The sequence below is a fragment of the Spirosoma jeollabukense genome, assembly GCF_054777855.1.
In genome coordinates this window covers 554507-570747 of the sequence record NZ_BAAHAD010000004.1, presented here as the reverse complement: position 1 = coordinate 570747, position 16241 = coordinate 554507, and the positions used below count along the sequence as shown (strand labels likewise).

Below are 16241 nucleotides of genomic sequence, written 5' to 3'. Positions count from 1 at the left end.
AACTGTGGAAATTTTCTTCTCTAAACTGTTGCATTGTAGTCCACAGTATTATACATTTGTTAACACAATCAGTAATGGAAAAAGCGATATAGTACCGGTAAGGTTGCCCGCTGGACAGTACATTGAGTCTGATTGATCAAAAAACAGTAAACCCCTTCGCTTGCGTCCTTGGAAAACATCAGCGGAGGGGTCAAGTATCAACCATTTAATCTCTACAATCAAATGATGACCGGACAAAAGTACGGGGAAGGGGATTCCCTTGCAAACAATCCTGAGCCAACGGCTCAAAACACAGGGTCAGGTGTCGAAAAAGACATGCCAGCGGCAAAGCCAACGCTTTCGGCCAATGCCTTCACCTTCGATGAACTGGTACTGTTCAACGGGCTGCCCGATAGCGGAAAGACGCTTATTGCGACGTTAGTCAATTCCGGGAGCTACCAGCCCGACCAGTTAAGCCGGGCGCTTGCTTACCTGGCCCAACACCCCCAAATCGAAAGCCTTCAGGATGAATCGCTGCAAGCGATCCTGGTGGAACCAGATCAACCAATACCCTTTAGTATTGAGGGAGCGCGGGGACAAGCTGTTGACCCCATTACCCTAGAGCTACCGGCCTTTCTGGTGTGGCAAATCCGGGATACTCAGCGCACCAAAAGCCTGCTTTCTGCCATTGAGAAGATATTCTATGCCTTTTCCCGAAGCGAGGACGGCAAAAAGATCGAAGAGGATATCAATCAAATGGTGGCTTATACGGCCCTGCGGATGGACCTGATGAAGGTAATCGAAACGGCCGCCCGGCAAGTAGGCACCTACGAAAAACCGAGAATATCGGATTATTTGTTTGATACCCCGCGCCTGGCGCTGAGCGATCCCCAGGCTGATACCGACCCGGTACTGGCCAATGACCCCCGCGCCTGTACCGACATCGATCACCTACAGGAGTGGGTAAGCATTCTGCAAAACATGGGTCGGTTGCAGGCCAAAATTTTGGCTAATTATGAAAAGATAGACGCCAACAACACAACGATGCTAGAGACGCAGGGCAAACGGATTGTGGCCCTGGAGCATCAGGCAACGGTTTATCAAGGACTTCTGGATTCCCACCAAAGCAAGGCCATCCGGTACGAGCACGAACAGAAACTACCCCAGGCACTTCCCTATATTGACCTGACGCTTTATTTGGGGGATGCAGGCGAATCAGATGTTGAACTGGTTCGCTCTATTCTGGATGAAGCTGCGCGGGATAAGCTAAAGGAGGTCTACCGAAAAATCACACTTGACGAAACGGAAGAGGCCTTCTTTGCCCATGAGGAATACAGTAAGCTACAGGACATACTGGCCCGGCTGACCCAGGCAATAACGGAGGTTGCTAACGATAGCTTCCTCAGGTCTACTTATCAGGATCGTCCCGCTGCATACGTAAGCAGTGTTGAGTCCTCCCTTAAACGGCTATTGACCCGCAAGGCGGCTTTTATTGAGGAGTACTCCGTCTTTACGTGCCCCGAAACAGAAGAGCCAGAATCTAATACAGCCCCAAGTGAGCCAACACCCGAAGCGTAACCAATTTTTTTTTCATACACCAAATGGACTGGAGTAGTTAGTGACGTTGATTACTCCAGTCCATATAAAACTAGTGTATTCTCTTTTGTCTAACGCTCAACGCAGATTGGGCATAATTCCTTTTTCAATATGTACAAGTATCACCGACCCGACAGCACAATTGATGTGCAATTTGAATGCCGAAAGGCGAGAGCTAGAAAAAAAGCCCCATTAGGAACGCCTGACGCCAAAGTAGATCACGATAGTGTTATTGATGCGCGCCTTACTATTGGAGACAATAAGTACGGCCCTTATGCGACAGGTATAAAGACGTTTTATGAAACGTGGAAAGGTCGCCAGTCTGACCCCATCCCCTTCGACAGTCGGGAATTAATCAAAGCGTTGGGCAATTACCAGGGTCGAATTGAATCGGCTCACGAGACACTATTGCGGATGGATCAACCTATTGACGGGCAGGCGGTCATGAACGTAGTGCGAAGTGATGACCCCAGCGGTAAACTCATTACTTTGGCCAGGGTCTATGACGAGTTTATGACTGCCCGGCGGGATATGGTTGAGCGTGATCAGAAGAAGCGCACCATTGATCAAATATCACTGGCTACTTACGAGACTTATCCCAAGCGCTGGTCGCTCATACAGGGCTATCTGGTGTATATCAAGCGCAGTCAAATGCCAGTGCGAGCTATCATGTATAGCTTCGCTACCGACCTAAAAGAGTGGCTCAATAAGCAGCGTAAGCCCAGTGGAGAGCGCTACAATCCAGCGACCATCAATAAGGTTATTTCGCTACTTAAAATGCTGATGGGCTATAGCTTGAGTAAAGGGTACGTTGGTTTTAACCCTGTTCGGGATTTTGCGTGTCGGGGTGGCTCCGTGGCGAATCCGAAACCATTAACCAAAGAGCAGCTTGATGACTTAGAGACCTGTCCTTTGCCGCATCACTTGCGCCACGTTTGTGATAGCTGGTTAGTGGCCGGGGAGCTATGCCTGCACTACGCCGATTATATGAAGCTACCCACCATCAAGTTTATTACCCGGAAAGGAATCGAGTTTATTCAGCATCCCCGAAGCAAGCAGCAAGGCACTAACCTGAAACAAACGGTAAATGTGACCGAGCGGGCCAAGCGCTTGATTGAGAAATGGGGCGGTGTCAAGGGATTGTACTATCGACATAGTTCGGTATTTAGTAAGGCACTTAAGGAGATTGCAGAAGAAGCCGATTTACGGGACGAAGAAGGCAATTTGATTGGCTTGCAGTTCGGGCATGGTCGGGATTCGGGTTTAACGCAACGTGTGATTGATGGAGCCAATAGCCTCCAATTATCAGAAATGGGAGGCTGGTCCAATGCGAGTTATGCCCGGCGCTACGTAAATAACCCGGTTGCGATTGTAGCCGGGTTTGTAAATAACATTCCTAAAAGGGGGGAATCCTGAACTGCCTACCACTCAAGAGCAACCCTTCATTCGTGTCCACAAAAACAACAAAGCCTCCTAGCGCCACAAAACCAGCCTAAGGGCTGTTGCCCCGCCTATTCCTAGCGCGGGGCTTTTTCTCAGTTAGCCACGCTGCTTAAACAATAAGATATCCTTTAAAAGTAACACTCTTAGGCTATTATGCTCGGCGGTTGAATCAAGAGTAAACTCTGGTTAAGAATGGGGATAAGGCCCGGTTTGCCAAGAAGGTAAACCGGGCCTTTTTGATGTGTTACTGCTTTTTACTGATCATCCTCACTTTTCTCCGTCTTGGTGGTCGTTACTGGGCCACCCGGTTGTTCCTTCCCGTTCTCCTCGGAATCAGTCTTGACGGTCGTGGTTTTGGTGGTCGTTGTCTTGGTTTCTTCTGAATCTGGCATGTTGCTTTTGTTTAAGGTTACTACTGACAACTAGCCAGTCGAAAACATGTTATCAACATCAGCAAAAGATAAAGACAGCTTTAGCTAACGCACCAGCGCCCATATCCAGCTAAGAGCGAGAGTCACAAAGACCGTTATAGCGAAGACTACCCATACCCAGGGTTTGTCAAGGAGTGAAAAAGTTTTTATTTCCATACTACACTAGACTAGTTATTACCTATCAGGTCACATTGTAAACAAATTATAGTTTAAACTATCTATTGGAAACAAAACGAAAGCCATCCGTAAGTAGCTTAGTTGGCCCCCTAAAAGGCTACACGATCCGTGAGACAAAAGGAAGTCCGGCCATGTCTGGCCTTTGTTGGTAAGCCTGGTGTAGGTAAGGTAATTGGTAATGTCCATCTCTTGCCTGTATGGATTTACCACAAAGGGCGGTTAAGAACCGAAGAATTGAGCTAATTTGTCAGCTGCCAATTCACCTGACCGTTTCAGAGTGCCTACTGACTTGGTTGACACCCACCTCATAGCTTAGTTAAGTCATATAACTTGCTGGCCTTTTGTCGAATCAACTGTCGTACGTTTGCCGATTGGTTCAAATCACTACTAAAGCCGCCATGCTCCCGGCCTTTCAGGGGGCAGATAAGCACAGTGCCATAGGCAGTGGAAAACTCCGTCAAGGGAGTCTGGCAAACTGGGCAGTAGGCTTTTAGCTTGACAACCTCCCACTGGTGCTCACTTAGGTTCCACCGCCACCGCCATCGCCATATCCAGTAGGAGAATGTATCACTGCTGTACAAAAAAAGGGCCGGTTTTTTTCTGGCTTTGAGGGCGTAGACAATGACCCAGGCCGAAATGCGCCACACACTACGTACAGCGCCTGTAAAACGCTTGAGAACGGCTTGAACCCGGCTTGGCTCCATTGATTAAAAGTTATTTACGCGACAAAGCTATATTGCCTAACCACAATATAAATATATAAATAGTTAGATAAATAGATAAAATGTAAATAAACACACTATTGGTCTTAGCGTGCCTATTTATTAAATGGGAGTCTTGAGTTAACTTATTTGGTCATCCTTGTTTGCTGATTACTAGGTTGTACCTTACTTGACAGTAGATTCAACCTTTATGGAAAAGCAAAAAAAAGAGCACGTATCGGAGGCTCTTATCAGAATGGAACTTACCAACCAGCTAATCACTGAACAACGACACACCGCTATAGCGAAACGAGAAGAACAGATGGGTAGGGGTATCGTCTTGCTGCATAGGATGCAGGTGATTGATCAGCGACTACTAACACTGCAATTTGAGGTTGACCGCTTCAAACACGAATACGGCCTACTTTAAACGCGAGCGGAAATTATCCATTCATCATCCAGCCTGGTAGGTTACCTTCGGGACGGGATTGTTGTCCAGGGAGGTTAGGCACTAGTATTTAAGCCACTTTACAAGGGGTTCCCAAGGGGCAAGCTGTACCCAAACAGTGCTACGCCAGGGATACAAAACAGGGTGTAACAGGGTTGAACCCGCAACGGTAAAAACCAAAAGAACCGCGAATCAACCGTGACCCTGTTGGCCGACAAAACGATCAATCTCATGCGGCATCCGATCCCTTGACTGTCGCATTTGCTCGATATCATGTTGTGTTAGGGCACCCATCTGGTCAAGCTGCCAGGCCAAATCAACCGTCTGTCGCCGCCATGATCCGTTTGGCGTAGCTGGGTCAACGGCATCAAAAATGGCTAGTTCAATGTCATCTCGGCTCATACTACCATGTCTTTATTTAGGTCTAAAGATAGATGTCTTTCATGTAATGCTAAAGGCATAGCCTACAGTGTAGCTACAACCGACCCACACCAAACTTGCCTAGATTTTACAAAAGACTTTCAAAACCTATAAAATACCGCCGAAAACGGTATTTAGGATGAATACACAGATGGTGTAAGCACCCGTTGTGTAGGGTCATCAGGTGATAGAATGCCCCATCAGTAAGCGCTAATGCGAACCCCTTGCCTAAAACAAAAAATGCCCGGACCAACGCGGTCCGGGCTTAAAAAAGAAAGGAAACTAAATGTATTATACCTGAGGGGTTAAGCAGCTTGACCGGCTGGCGCTGAGGCCCCTTACTTGTTAAAATAGTCCATCTTCTCGGCGTCCACGTTATTGGTGATGCGCACCTCCCCCCCACTGCCACCCTCCACTACGGCACTCACACTCAACTGACCCCGCGTATTGCCCACCACCAGGCTGCCCACCAGCCCCACCGAAAGCTGACTACCCGATCCAATCACCTGACTCGTGCGCAGCACGTAGACATCAGGATCGCTGCTGTCGAGTGACCATTGCGCGTTCTGAACCGTCCGAGATCCCACCGTCGTGGCACTGGCCGGTAAACTTAATTGTAGCATCGGGTCCCGGCTGATTCGTAGGTTGATAGGGCCATTGGTGGCCAGGGCGCCCACATTGACTACCGACACGATCACGCTCACCGAGCTGGGTCCATACACCAGGCCAGGGCTTACATACAGCAACGGCACCAGGTCGGAGACCGGACAGGCGCCATCCGAGCGGACCGTCAGCGTAAAGTAATCCGACTGAACCGCACCAGGTCGGCAGGCGTAGTTGATGTAGACCTGATACGTACCGGCATCGGCCCCACTCACCGACGAAAAGCTCAGCACTGGGCCCGACTCGGCCAGTCGCTGACCGTCTTTGTACCACTGGTAGCTGGCGGCCCCCTGAGCCACGAACGAGAAGCTGAAGGGGCTGCCCACGCAGGCCGTCGCCGAGCTGGGAGCCTGGCTGATGACCAGCTCACTGCCGGTGCCATTGCTACAGAAAGCCCCGAAGTCGCCCCCACCGGGCAGGTTAGGGTTGCCCGTAAAGCTAATCTGGGCCCGTCCGCACAGAGCCGTATAGCTACCCGGAAAGCAGCCGCTCAGCTGGTTGGTATAGAGTTGCAGGTTCTGGAGTTGGCTGAGACTGCCCAAGCTGGCAGGCAGGGTACCGGTAAGCGCACTCTCATTGAGCAGCAGGTTCTGTAATTGGGTGAGCTGGCCCAGACTGGCCGGGATCGTACCACCGAGCTGGGTGCGGCTGAGGTTGAGGGTTTGCAGAGCCGTCAGGTTGCTTATGCCGGTGGGAATACCGCCGGTGAGGGCATTAGCCCCCAGTTCGAGGCTTTGCAGGGTGGTCAGGACTGAGAGGCTGGCGGGCAGGGTACCGACGAGGTTATTATTGATCAGATTAAGCCCCGTCACCCGGCCGTTGGTGCAGGTGACGCCATACCAGCCGCAGGGCGTACAGCCCGTCAGCCAGTTAGTTTTATTGACCCAGTTCGCCCCGTTGGTGCTGTTATAGAGATCGACTAAGGGCTGGTAGTCAGGGCTTGATGGCGTCACCGTCAGGCTAAAGGCGGTGGAGGTAAGACTGCTACAGCCAGCCGTGACCACTACGTTGTAACGACCCATGTTCGCCGTAGTCGTACTGGGCAGCGTGAGTGTGGCCGAGGTCTGATTAGTGATCACTGTTCCATCCCTGTACCACTGATAAGCACTCACCTGTCCGGTCGTGGCCACCGAAACCACGACGGATGTGCCCGTACACACGGTGGAACTGCTGACGGGTTGCCGGGTAATGCTCGCGGTGCTCTGAAACTCGTAGGCGCCCATGTCGACTATACAATTATTGACGCGGGGATTGCCTACCAGATCGGTTGTGATACCTACCAGCGCAGACGCTGAGTTTAAACCCGTATTGATCGCTGGCGAGGTGGCCGCCAGCATGGTTGTCGTGGTACCCGCAAAGGGGGACGTATCGGTGGTCAGGCAGTTCGTGCCAACGTAGTCGGTTTCTGAACTTTCAAACAAACAGTTTGTCGCTACTACGTTAGAGGCCGTAAAAAAATAGCCAATGGTATTTGATCCACCGTTGCCCCAGAGTACACAGTTGATTAAGGTCATTGTGTACTCGGCCGTAAAGATAGCTCCACCACGATTGGCTGCTGAATTATTTAGTAACGAGCAGTTGGTTAACACAGGCCGACTCGGACTAAATCCACCCGAATTATACATGGCTCCGCCAGATGGCCCGACAACGGCAAATTCATATCCGGCAAATTCGATCGCCGAGTTGTTGAGCAACGAGCAATTGATCAATTGAGGATCGGCCACCCCCCCCGCGCCATCATTGTACATGGCTCCCCCCCGATTGGCCACGTTGCCATCGAAAATGCAGTTAATGAAAAAAGCCTTACTGCTACCCGTAGTTTGATTCGCATTGGCCACCGCCCCTCCTCTGAGGGCTACATTATTTTCAAACAGGCAATTGGTTAGCCGGGGTTGCGCGACTGCCCCAAACTCAATCTCGTCGCCCCGGATTAAAAGGGCTCCCCCAATAGCATCGTCTTGACAGGCGTTGTTGACAAACGCACAGTTGGTTATCTGAGGAACTCCTCCGGTAATGAGCATCCCGCCCCCCCCTCCACCCAGATAGGCCCGGTCAGATGCTCGCGTAGGGGCGTTACCACCGGCTAAAACAAAGCCATCGAGTATCGAAGACGCCGATACATTGTCACTAATAATGATATGATAGCTATTATCGGCCTTATCGCCTGGCGTGCCCAGGTCTCCACTGAGGGTCGTACTGGAGGGCTGGCCCGTGATGGGGTTAACATCTGGTCGCTGGCTCAGGCTGGTTTCTGTGCCTCGAAACCCACCGTAGATGGCGACGCCTTCTTTCATGGAGAAATTGACCGATCGGTCTAGTCCCGTAGTCGGCTTATAGGTGCCCCTGGCCACCCAGACCTGACCGCCCGCCGGGGCCCCATTGATGACCGCCTGCAGCTGGCTTCCCGAAAAGGCATTGGCCCAGGATTCACCGGTTTGTGAACCATTGCCACTCTGGGTCACGTAGCGGATGGTCTGGGCCTGGCTGAGTGGAGCGCTCCCGATAAAGAGCAACACTACTAGCCCCATCAGGCGCCTACGGGGCCATCGCGGGACAAGCGACAGGGGTAAGGAAATACGAACCAAACGTAGAGGAGAATACATAGGAGTTGGTTGATTGAGTAAGCCACCGAAACCTGTTGGTGGCGTTTTTTGGATAAAGACACCGGTAGATTAGCCACGGATCACCGTCCGGATCGTTGCGTAAAGACCCCGATATCAAACTTGGGTTGAACCGGTGACCTACCCGTAGCTTACCGTTGGGGGGATAGGTCGCCAGCGCACTTTTGGTTGGTCGGGAATGGATTTCATCAATGACTTTGAGAAAATAAGCGGTTGATAAACCTAACAAATGAACGTCTCCTGGCTCCCCCCGTTTGTTGGGATTCATGAAAGTAGGGGTGTTATAGCCCAGGTCCTATTATCGAGCGTGGACAAACGCGTGGACAACGATATAAGCCATTGTTAGTCAGTGGACTATGAAGCGTCTTACGGCTCACTCAGTAGGGTTAGCCGCGGAGCATACGCTTAAATGCCCCGTTTTTTTTGCGGAGACGATACCGGGTTTTAGGGAATGATTCGGGTGAGATGCTCAGCACCCGGCTCCTCTGCGAGCTGTCAATCTGGATTTTCAAGAGGGCCAGCAGACGGAGTTCGGCTTTGGTTAAATCGGGATAGCAGGGGGTTACCCACATTCGTACGAATGTTGTCTACGCCCTTTAATTCTTAATTAGCCCCTTATTATTTAGTCATAGTTATACGGAATTGGTGGACCTACATGGTAGCTACAACGCATCTGCAAGGGGTATGGAATCTCCGTACCCCTTTGCAGGTAAGTAACTTTTGAACGGTACGGAGATACCGTACTATTTTGATGGTAAGTATCTTGCTTAGATTTGATCGAGGTCAGCCTAAACCTCGTTTTAAAATTTCAATGCGTCAGGTTTCAACCGTGACCCTTGCCGACGGGAAAAACACTACATTTGATTATGCACAAAGTAGTTAGTAGTCAACAGCCGGATGAGTGGGCCCGGCTAGTTTTTAAGAAAACGCTGACTATTGTTACCGGCAAATGGCGACTCCAAATCATCTACCTCCTGGCCGAGAGAACACGTCGGTATGGGGACTTACGCCGTGCGATGCCCCAAACCAGTGAGAAAGTACTCATGACTGAACTGAACGAATTAGTCGCCCTAGGCTTCGTACAAAAAGAGGCCTTCCCCGAAAGGCCTCCCCGGGTTGAATACAGGCTGACGCAGAAAGCTCAGCAAATAATGCCAATTCTTGATCGGCTCGTCCTGGCGGTTGAGGCTTTTTTGATTTAAAGGGGCTGACTATGCCCCTTATGGCAGCCCTGCAAGCGCCCTGTATCCATCAGGTGGCTAACCAACATTGGGCTACAAAATCGGAATTTTGTTTCCCTTTCACCTGGCCTATCATAACACCCGTGGCGGTTGCAAAAGTTGGTATGCCTTCGTACTATGTAGTTACACAGGCCAAAAGACTAATTAAGGCTCGACTGCTACTCCGTACCGATACGACAGCGCATTTGTTAGACCTGGTTGCCTATGGCTGGCTAAAGCTAGTGGCTGACATAGACCGTCCACAGGCAGTGGAAAATCTTGCATCCATCAAGATACAATGCCTAAAACGACTACCTGGAAGGCAAGGTGACAACATTTAACCAATACTCATTCAAGATTCGGAAGCAGTGCTCCCAGTTGTCAAGGCCTATGGGCTTGCTCAAAAAGGAGTGTGCACCTAGCTCATACGCTTTGTTCACGATAGCTTGATCTTGATGACTACTTAAAATAATGACCGGCAACCGAGGATATCGACCTCGCAGTTGGGTTAATAACTGCCAGCCTTGAGTTGGATCAGGCAAAAACAAATCCAGCAAAATCAAGCGCGGAAAGTCATTAGAGTCACTTTGGGTGCAATTCAAATGAGTGAGTGCCTCCTCAGGGCTTTTAGCAAAAACGGGGCGGACACGAGGTATTCCCGCTTGTAAGGAGTAGGCAATCAGGAGTTGGTGATCCTTGTTATCTTCTACCACTAAAAGAGGCAGCGATTTGTTTGGACGGCTACGGGCGTAGTCGACAATCATAGAAAAAACGACTTGTTTGTTGAAGAGGCTTGTATTGTCTGTCCAACAAGGGCGGCATACAATTAATTCAATGTAACTACATAGATTTAGTAGTATTTAGCTGAAACTCACAGCTCCGAGCGGTGCGCTATTCAATGGCTCGGCTAGGGAAGTGTCATTCTTGCTTACCTTGTGCATCCTGTCGGCCAAGGATAAAGCTTAATGATTGCTAGCTATTAGATCCTTGGCTACTCTATGTAGGCTGTGTAGGAAATGTAGGCTTCAAAACATGATTTTATTCTCTTCCCGTTTGTCCATGTCCAGTAACGGCAATAAAGCACCTTTTTGGCCGGATTTAGGAGAAAATAATGAAAGTAATAGACGCCTTAATTCCCGCTATACGTCCTTTTATAGTAATGTTTTGGGTATGTTTGGTACGTTCCGTAACTTGCTAATCATACCCTTTTGTCCGTTTTATAGGGTAGTCAACAACACGCTTTATACTAAACATTTCATCTTCATTAAGTCAACTTGTAGACAATGGACGTAAATCGGGTTACACTCATAAAATAGGTATACATTATAAGTCACGAGTTACCTTGGAAAAAAAGTACCTATATCGAACGCTAACCCTTCACTCTTTTACTACTCCCATCTATGTACACTATATTTCTACACCATATCGCCTATCTCGACCAGGAGCCTCAAATCACCATGCCTTTTCTGCCCCTGCTCAATGACTGGTTGGAAATCCCTGTTGATATTCGGAACAAGTACTGGCCGGGTTGCACAGAAATCTTGTTTGTTGTCGAGCGGGAGCATCTCTTTGATGGCGATATGACATTTTATGGAACTCGCCTTCATTTACAGGATTGGGAAGGCAATTAAAGTTGGCCTTCATTCGGGTTCTTCTACCCGTTACTATATGGGCCTAAGCTCACTAACTACTGGGCATTTTTACAAACCAGATAAGCCCACTAAAAGCTAGCTATTTTGCTGTTTTCTTTGGCACCCGCTAACGACCTACAGGTAGGCTCGTTTTCAGAAGGACCAGACGAACGACTTATTCGATTATTGGCCGTTATGGACAAAGTCAATAAGCGCTATGGGCATGACAAGCTGCGGCTGACTTCTCAGCAATACAACCCCGAGTAGCCAATGAAGCAGACGCTAGGTATACAACACGCTGGGAGGATATTTTGAAGGTAAAATAAGGAGCACTTTTGTGGTTAACCCGCCTTTATATACACTTATTTGAAAAACCGCTTTCTCGCAGGCTGGCCCGTAGTGCTTGTAACCTCCAGCACGTAAAAACCACCTGGCAAAAAACGCACATCAATTAAATCGTTTCTTACAATTGCCGGACTTCCCAATTGGGTACCCCTAATGTCAAATATACGCGCGCTGGATGGAATGTGTCGATTCGTTAGTCTTACTTGTAAATAATCGGTTCCAGGACCCGGGTAGACATTCATTATGTTCAATGAGGGGCTACCAAAAGGACCTTGCCTGACAACGATTGCCGCATAAAACCGAATATTGCCAACTAAATCTGTTTGCTTCAGGCGAAAATAGACCAAATCGGTCAGGGTACCTTCCTTGTCAATGTACTCATAATCTTGTCGAACGGTACTGTTACCTTTGCTGTTAACCTGACCAATAGTGGTGAATGTAGTCAGGTCATAGACGCTTCGTTGAACTTCAAAATAAGCATTATTTGTCTCCTGCGATGTTGCCCAGGTTATTACATTACCTCGGAGGGAGTCCCAGCGAGCATTAAAGGAGATGAGAGATGCGCTTTGAGCCTGTGTGGAAACCCAAGTGAGCAGCAGAAATAAGAAAAGAAGGCAGGATACTTTCATTTTATATCAAATGGGATTAACCGTCATTTTTACTTGGTTTGTCGTCAACCGATAAATCAAGGGGTATATCATTGCCAATAACCAACTCCAAATTGAGTATTCAAGGGGTAATATAATGAGAACATTATGCCTTTATGAATCCACCTTCGCTTCAATCACCCTTTGCACCCTTTCCGGCACATTAGATAGTAGGTCATACCCTGTCTGCCGCTCTACCTCATCCACACTCACCCGATAACTTCCCCACGCCCCCTCACCGGTCGTATTAGTGTTCGGCATCCAAACGGCAATAACCCGTGTCAGTGCGTTTATTCTATTCACATCGTCAGACCCTACCGGTAGGACTACGATCACCTTCCATAGGTACGCCGGAACGCTTAGTTTGCCACTAGCAATACTACTAGCCTTACCGTTATCACCTTCGCCACCTTTGCCCGACGTACCCGCAATAATGTATAGCTCGTTTCCCTGAGCCACCAGCGTTCGGGCATAGTCCTCCAGCCGTAGCCAGGATTGTCTGTTAAGCTGTGGTGCCTGGGGCACAATGTTGGATAGGATAAACGTTGTCCTGTTTTCCTCGGCTGTGCTATCCCGATCATCCGATGGGCAGAGGTGGCCCCTGTCGAAGCCTGTATTGGTGTAATCCGCATGCCTGGCAACACACCAGCCAGCCGGTAAGAGCGTCTCGGGAATGAAGTTACCCGCGTAGCGCGTTGCTGATCCTTTCCAGGCTGAGCTTAAATGCCAGCTACACCAGTTAGCGATACCCGTAGACTGGTTGTAAGAAAGTGAATACGTAGCGCGGGTGATTAGATAAGCGTTGGGACTGGACTCTGACGCCCTGGCTCCATCTGGATTGCCCAGCGCCATGTTATCGTCGCGAGTGGGCGTTGTATTGGCCGGAACAGGAACGCTCGGTTGCTTACACTGATCGAGCGAGAAAATGAGCAGCAGACTCGCCAGAAGCCTAAATAAATGCCTTTTACCATCTAACATGCTTACTACTCAATCTAATCACCCGCAAAAATGAACCATCAATAGTGCGATAAGGCTAATCTAATAATACACATATATAAGTATGCCCACGATTAACAAGACCATGGCAATACCTGCCACCCAGAAGGTACGCTTAAAATCATCAATGACGGTATCCAAGGATTTGAGATAGACATAGGCGGCTCTTAACCCCTTCTGTTTTAGAATGAGCCTGGCTTCCTTGGGAAGAAGCCGTCCGGCCAGCCGAAAATTACCAGCCTCAAAGTTAGTGTAAAACCTTTCCTTGCGTTGGCCAAAGTTGAGCGCATCGGCCTGCTCCTGCGCATCCAGCGACTGAAGGATCTGCTCTTTGGGATTCCAGCTGTATCCGCAATTCAAGCAGTATACATCACCATCCAGTTTAATTAGTCCCCCGTTCTCTATCTGACTGCTTTCCCCCGTGTCGTCATAGGTGGGGCTAGGCTTTTGTGTAGACACTTCTTTGGAATCACACTTTGGGCAGTGTAGGTAATTAATCATGGATAGCAGTTGGAAGTGTTTATGAAAGGGAATTAACAAGGCCTTCGTTCCCTGGCCAATTTTGTAAGTCAGGTATTAAACACCATTAAAGCGAAAGGGTTAGTGGCCGAGTATGGAGAGCCGGAAAGAATACTTCATACTGTAGGCATTCTTCGATGAAAAACTAAATCGTGTAGGAAGTGAAGAATGTGAAGGCAAAAACAAATAATTTTTTTTGCTCAATCACTTTAATGAATACGGGATGAGCTAAGCCACTATGATAAAATGCAAACCGCCGTGCAAACCGAACCGGCATAAACATAAAAAAGCCAGTCAATCTTTCGACTAACTGGCTGATTATCTGGGACTTTAAATGTCGGGGTGGCAGGATTCGAACCTACGACCTCCTGCTCCCAAAGCAGGCGCGATACCGGGCTACGCTACACCCCGAAGGTTTACTCTTACTCAGCGGAGAGAGAGGGATTCGAACCCTCGGTACCGTTACCAGTACGACAGTTTAGCAAACTGTTCCTTTCGGCCACTCAGGCATCTCTCCGAAGCCAACCATTCCCTTCCTGAACGATTGGGATACAAAGGTAGGGAAAAACCGTGTTTTCACAAATCGCACACCAAAAAATCTTTTCACAATCACTAATTTCGGCCTCTTACTATAATCCATTCGCTGGCTGAACCGGGTCAGCATCAGATGGATAATCGTCTTTAATGAACTGGTTATATTCTTTTTCCAGAACCGAAATTATTTTCATAGGGCTGTTTATTATCCTTTACACGCTCTATATCTGGCGCACGTTTCGGCTGGCCCGCCAGTTGAATACGTCGGCCTGGGGCGTAGTACCCAAGTTTTTTTTGCGGGGCAGCTACCTTACGCTACTGATCATTGCGCTGCTTGGACCATCTTTCGGCGAAGCGGAGGGCGATTTGATCACCACGGGCCACGATACGTTCCTGATTGTCGATATATCGCGCTCAATGGACGCGGGCGATATAGTACCCACCCGCTTGGAACGGGTAAAATATGACGTTCAGCAACTGTGTGATACGTTGCCCGCCGAGCGATTCGGACTTATTCTGACAGCTTCTGAGTCGTTCGTCCTGTCTCCACTCACCAATGATCAGAATGCCCTAAAACAATTTATACGCGAGGTACATACGAGCGTTTCGCCAACGGGCGGAACCGACTTATGCCGGGCGATTGAGCTGGCCAGACAGAAATTCATAACCGACTCATCGACCTATCAGAGCGTTAAAGCCATTGTCTTATTCAGCGACGGCGAAAATTTCGGTCCCTGCGAACGTAGTGAACTGGCTCGGTTGCGCCTGGCGGGTTTGCCACTCATTACGGTTGGGGTTGGCACGGAGGCTGGGGCATCCATTCGGGAAGGGCGTGATTTTGTACGTGACACCGATCGGCAAATTGTTCGTAGCAGCCTGAACCGGACTTTTTTGCAGGAACTGGCCCGCGACGGACGCGGTCAATACGTAGAAGCCGATGCAAATGGTCGTTATGTAAATGAATTAGCGGGCATTTTGCGGTCTTTAAAGGGTCGGGTAATTGACCAGCATCGCGTGGCAGTTTCGACCAATAAATACTATTATTTTCTGCTGGCTGCCCTCGGATTGCTGGCTCTTGATCTGATTATAACCATCCGAACGTTTCGACTGTGAGTGCATCTCAAGGTTTCGTCTTATTTTTGGCTCGCCGTTCGTTTTGTCACCATGATTTACCTCATCATTACTGCCTGGCTCTGGTGGAACAACCTGTTTTCGATGAACCAGATTTCGCGCAATAATCAGGCGCGTCAGGAAGCCCAGGCAGCTTATGAAGCAGGCCAGTATAGCCGTGCGTTACAGTTGTACATCTATCTAAGTCGTACGACAACAACCATTGATCCAGCCGTACGATTAAATTTGGGGCATACGTATTTCCAACTGAAGCAATACCGTAAAGCGAGACCGCAATATGAGACACTGCTCCGATCTGATCGACCCGATCTACGGACAGCAGCTGCTACGCAGTTGGGTGTTATTACCTGTCTCGAAGGCGATAGTGCTACGGCGCTGACATTATTTCAGCAGGCCCTGCTCGAAAATGCCGATAATGAACCAGCCCGGTATAATTTTGAGTTAGTCAAAACGTACTATTCAGGCAAAAAGCCAGCCAGCCAATCGCCACAAAATCCAGCTAGCCGTAAACCACAATTGGTTAACAGACCCCGTCCGTCGGGTGGGCAACAAGTTGAGCGATCGGCCCGGCAGGATGAGTTGCTACGTCGGTTTCAACGCCTGAATCTGAGTGAAGAGCAGGCGCTGCAACTACTGGATGCCATGCAGGGCGACGATCTGCCGTATGCTTTAACGCGCTCAGCCCGACGGTCAGCTACGAAGCCGACCGCCGATGCAAAACGCTGGTAATACGGCCAGC

General features: G+C 49.2%; 18 protein-coding genes and 2 tRNA genes. 8 read left to right on the top strand and 12 right to left on the bottom strand.

What is annotated here, in order from left to right:
* Positions 1-222 precede the first annotated feature (222 nt).
* Together ACYVEA_RS19215 and ACYVEA_RS19210 are read left to right on the top strand one after the other, a co-directional pair.
* Positions 223-1557, top strand: a complete 1335-nt coding sequence (locus ACYVEA_RS19215; protein WP_461115046.1) for a hypothetical protein — start codon at positions 223-225, stop codon at positions 1555-1557.
* A gap of 129 nt (positions 1558-1686) precedes the next feature.
* A complete protein-coding gene (locus ACYVEA_RS19210; protein WP_461115045.1) occupies positions 1687-2991 on the top strand; it encodes a phage integrase SAM-like domain-containing protein in 1305 nt (434 codons plus the stop codon).
* A 281-nt stretch (positions 2992-3272) separates the two neighbouring features.
* Here the strand turns inward: ACYVEA_RS19210 and ACYVEA_RS19205 are convergent, their stop codons facing one another.
* Both ACYVEA_RS19205 and ACYVEA_RS19200 read right to left on the bottom strand, forming a co-directional pair.
* Complete coding sequence (locus ACYVEA_RS19205; protein WP_461115044.1) at positions 3273-3410, bottom strand: hypothetical protein; 138 nt, start codon at positions 3408-3410, stop codon at positions 3273-3275.
* A gap of 521 nt (positions 3411-3931) precedes the next feature.
* Entirely contained in the window at positions 3932-4330 is a 399-nt protein-coding gene (locus ACYVEA_RS19200) for a hypothetical protein (protein WP_461115043.1), read from the bottom strand.
* A gap of 208 nt (positions 4331-4538) precedes the next feature.
* Here ACYVEA_RS19200 and ACYVEA_RS19195 point away from each other — a divergent pair, with 208 nt between their 5' ends.
* Positions 4539-4757 (top strand): hypothetical protein, encoded by a 219-nt coding sequence (locus ACYVEA_RS19195; protein ID WP_461115042.1) that lies wholly within the window; start codon positions 4539-4541, stop codon positions 4755-4757.
* A 210-nt stretch (positions 4758-4967) separates the two neighbouring features.
* Here ACYVEA_RS19195 and ACYVEA_RS19190 read toward each other — a convergent pair whose 3' ends face one another.
* From ACYVEA_RS19190 to ACYVEA_RS19175, 4 genes are all read right to left on the bottom strand, one after another.
* Positions 4968-5177, bottom strand: a complete 210-nt coding sequence (locus ACYVEA_RS19190) for a hypothetical protein (RefSeq protein ID WP_461115041.1) — start codon at positions 5175-5177, stop codon at positions 4968-4970.
* A gap of 356 nt (positions 5178-5533) precedes the next feature.
* Positions 5534-8461, bottom strand: a complete 2928-nt coding sequence (locus ACYVEA_RS19185; protein ID WP_461115040.1) for a choice-of-anchor Q domain-containing protein — start codon at positions 8459-8461, stop codon at positions 5534-5536.
* Complete coding sequence (locus ACYVEA_RS19180) at positions 8394-8747, bottom strand: hypothetical protein (protein WP_461115039.1); 354 nt, start codon at positions 8745-8747, stop codon at positions 8394-8396. Before ACYVEA_RS19180 ends, ACYVEA_RS19185 begins: the two co-directional genes overlap by 68 nt.
* A 118-nt stretch (positions 8748-8865) precedes the next feature.
* Positions 8866-9051, bottom strand: a complete 186-nt coding sequence (locus tag ACYVEA_RS19175) for a hypothetical protein (protein ID WP_461115038.1) — start codon at positions 9049-9051, stop codon at positions 8866-8868.
* A gap of 294 nt (positions 9052-9345) precedes the next feature.
* Here ACYVEA_RS19175 and ACYVEA_RS19170 point away from each other — a divergent pair, with 294 nt between their 5' ends.
* The gene (locus ACYVEA_RS19170) at positions 9346-9681 is read left to right on the top strand and encodes a winged helix-turn-helix transcriptional regulator (protein WP_461115037.1); all 336 of its coding nucleotides are present in this window, start codon (positions 9346-9348) and stop codon (positions 9679-9681) included.
* A 329-nt stretch (positions 9682-10010) separates the two neighbouring features.
* Here ACYVEA_RS19170 and ACYVEA_RS19165 read toward each other — a convergent pair whose 3' ends face one another.
* Positions 10011-10463: a response regulator gene (locus ACYVEA_RS19165; protein WP_461115036.1), complete on the bottom strand. Its 453-nt coding sequence runs from the start codon at positions 10461-10463 to the stop codon at positions 10011-10013.
* A gap of 636 nt (positions 10464-11099) precedes the next feature.
* Between ACYVEA_RS19165 and ACYVEA_RS19160 the strand changes: the two genes are divergently transcribed.
* Both ACYVEA_RS19160 and ACYVEA_RS19155 read left to right on the top strand, forming a co-directional pair.
* Entirely contained in the window at positions 11100-11330 is a 231-nt protein-coding gene (locus tag ACYVEA_RS19160; protein WP_461115035.1) for a hypothetical protein, read from the top strand.
* A gap of 105 nt (positions 11331-11435) precedes the next feature.
* Positions 11436-11597: a DUF4113 domain-containing protein gene (locus tag ACYVEA_RS19155; protein ID WP_461115034.1), complete on the top strand. Its 162-nt coding sequence runs from the start codon at positions 11436-11438 to the stop codon at positions 11595-11597.
* Positions 11598-11692: 95 nt separating this feature from the next.
* Here ACYVEA_RS19155 and ACYVEA_RS19150 read toward each other — a convergent pair whose 3' ends face one another.
* The 5 genes from ACYVEA_RS19150 to ACYVEA_RS19130 all read right to left on the bottom strand — a co-directional run bounded on the left by ACYVEA_RS19150 (position 11693) and on the right by ACYVEA_RS19130 (position 14354).
* Entirely contained in the window at positions 11693-12304 is a 612-nt protein-coding gene (locus tag ACYVEA_RS19150; protein ID WP_461115033.1) for a T9SS type A sorting domain-containing protein, read from the bottom strand.
* Between the two features lie 132 nt (positions 12305-12436).
* A complete protein-coding gene (locus ACYVEA_RS19145) occupies positions 12437-13300 on the bottom strand; it encodes a DNA/RNA non-specific endonuclease (protein ID WP_461115032.1) in 864 nt (287 codons plus the stop codon).
* A 60-nt stretch (positions 13301-13360) separates the two neighbouring features.
* Positions 13361-13819, bottom strand: coding sequence for a hypothetical protein (locus ACYVEA_RS19140; protein WP_461115031.1), 459 nt, complete (start codon positions 13817-13819; stop codon positions 13361-13363).
* Positions 13820-14174: 355 nt separating this feature from the next.
* Positions 14175-14248 (bottom strand) — tRNA-Pro (locus ACYVEA_RS19135).
* A 19-nt stretch (positions 14249-14267) separates the two neighbouring features.
* Positions 14268-14354: transfer RNA gene (locus ACYVEA_RS19130), tRNA-Ser, on the bottom strand.
* A gap of 167 nt (positions 14355-14521) precedes the next feature.
* Here ACYVEA_RS19130 and ACYVEA_RS19125 point away from each other — a divergent pair.
* Together ACYVEA_RS19125 and ACYVEA_RS19120 are read left to right on the top strand one after the other, a co-directional pair.
* On the top strand, positions 14522-15484 hold the full coding sequence (locus tag ACYVEA_RS19125) for a vWA domain-containing protein (RefSeq protein WP_461115030.1): 963 nt from the start codon (positions 14522-14524) through the stop codon (positions 15482-15484).
* Between the two features lie 51 nt (positions 15485-15535).
* Positions 15536-16231, top strand: a complete 696-nt coding sequence (locus ACYVEA_RS19120) for a tetratricopeptide repeat protein (RefSeq protein WP_461115029.1) — start codon at positions 15536-15538, stop codon at positions 16229-16231.
* The last annotated feature ends 10 nt before the right edge of the window (positions 16232-16241 follow it).

Excerpts from the sequence above, each read along its gene's own strand:
- ACYVEA_RS19215 (WP_461115046.1), top strand. The coding sequence starts at position 223 with ATGATGACCGGACAAAAGTACGGGGAAGGGGATTCCCTTGCAAACAAT.
- ACYVEA_RS19210 (WP_461115045.1), top strand. The coding sequence starts at position 1,687 with ATGTACAAGTATCACCGACCCGACAGCACAATTGATGTGCAATTTGAA.
- ACYVEA_RS19205 (WP_461115044.1), bottom strand. The coding sequence starts at position 3,410 with ATGCCAGATTCAGAAGAAACCAAGACAACGACCACCAAAACCACGACC.
- ACYVEA_RS19200 (WP_461115043.1), bottom strand. The coding sequence starts at position 4,330 with ATGGAGCCAAGCCGGGTTCAAGCCGTTCTCAAGCGTTTTACAGGCGCT.
- ACYVEA_RS19195 (WP_461115042.1), top strand. The coding sequence starts at position 4,539 with ATGGAAAAGCAAAAAAAAGAGCACGTATCGGAGGCTCTTATCAGAATG.
- ACYVEA_RS19190 (WP_461115041.1), bottom strand. The coding sequence starts at position 5,177 with ATGAGCCGAGATGACATTGAACTAGCCATTTTTGATGCCGTTGACCCA.
- ACYVEA_RS19185 (WP_461115040.1), bottom strand. The coding sequence starts at position 8,461 with ATGTATTCTCCTCTACGTTTGGTTCGTATTTCCTTACCCCTGTCGCTT.
- ACYVEA_RS19180 (WP_461115039.1), bottom strand. The coding sequence starts at position 8,747 with ATGAATCCCAACAAACGGGGGGAGCCAGGAGACGTTCATTTGTTAGGT.
- ACYVEA_RS19175 (WP_461115038.1), bottom strand. The coding sequence starts at position 9,051 with ATGTGGGTAACCCCCTGCTATCCCGATTTAACCAAAGCCGAACTCCGT.
- ACYVEA_RS19170 (WP_461115037.1), top strand. The coding sequence starts at position 9,346 with ATGCACAAAGTAGTTAGTAGTCAACAGCCGGATGAGTGGGCCCGGCTA.
- ACYVEA_RS19165 (WP_461115036.1), bottom strand. The coding sequence starts at position 10,463 with ATGATTGTCGACTACGCCCGTAGCCGTCCAAACAAATCGCTGCCTCTT.
- ACYVEA_RS19160 (WP_461115035.1), top strand. The coding sequence starts at position 11,100 with ATGTACACTATATTTCTACACCATATCGCCTATCTCGACCAGGAGCCT.
- ACYVEA_RS19150 (WP_461115033.1), bottom strand. The coding sequence starts at position 12,304 with ATGAAAGTATCCTGCCTTCTTTTCTTATTTCTGCTGCTCACTTGGGTT.
- ACYVEA_RS19145 (WP_461115032.1), bottom strand. The coding sequence starts at position 13,300 with ATGTTAGATGGTAAAAGGCATTTATTTAGGCTTCTGGCGAGTCTGCTG.
- ACYVEA_RS19140 (WP_461115031.1), bottom strand. The coding sequence starts at position 13,819 with ATGATTAATTACCTACACTGCCCAAAGTGTGATTCCAAAGAAGTGTCT.
- ACYVEA_RS19125 (WP_461115030.1), top strand. The coding sequence starts at position 14,522 with ATGAACTGGTTATATTCTTTTTCCAGAACCGAAATTATTTTCATAGGG.
- ACYVEA_RS19120 (WP_461115029.1), top strand. The coding sequence starts at position 15,536 with ATGATTTACCTCATCATTACTGCCTGGCTCTGGTGGAACAACCTGTTT.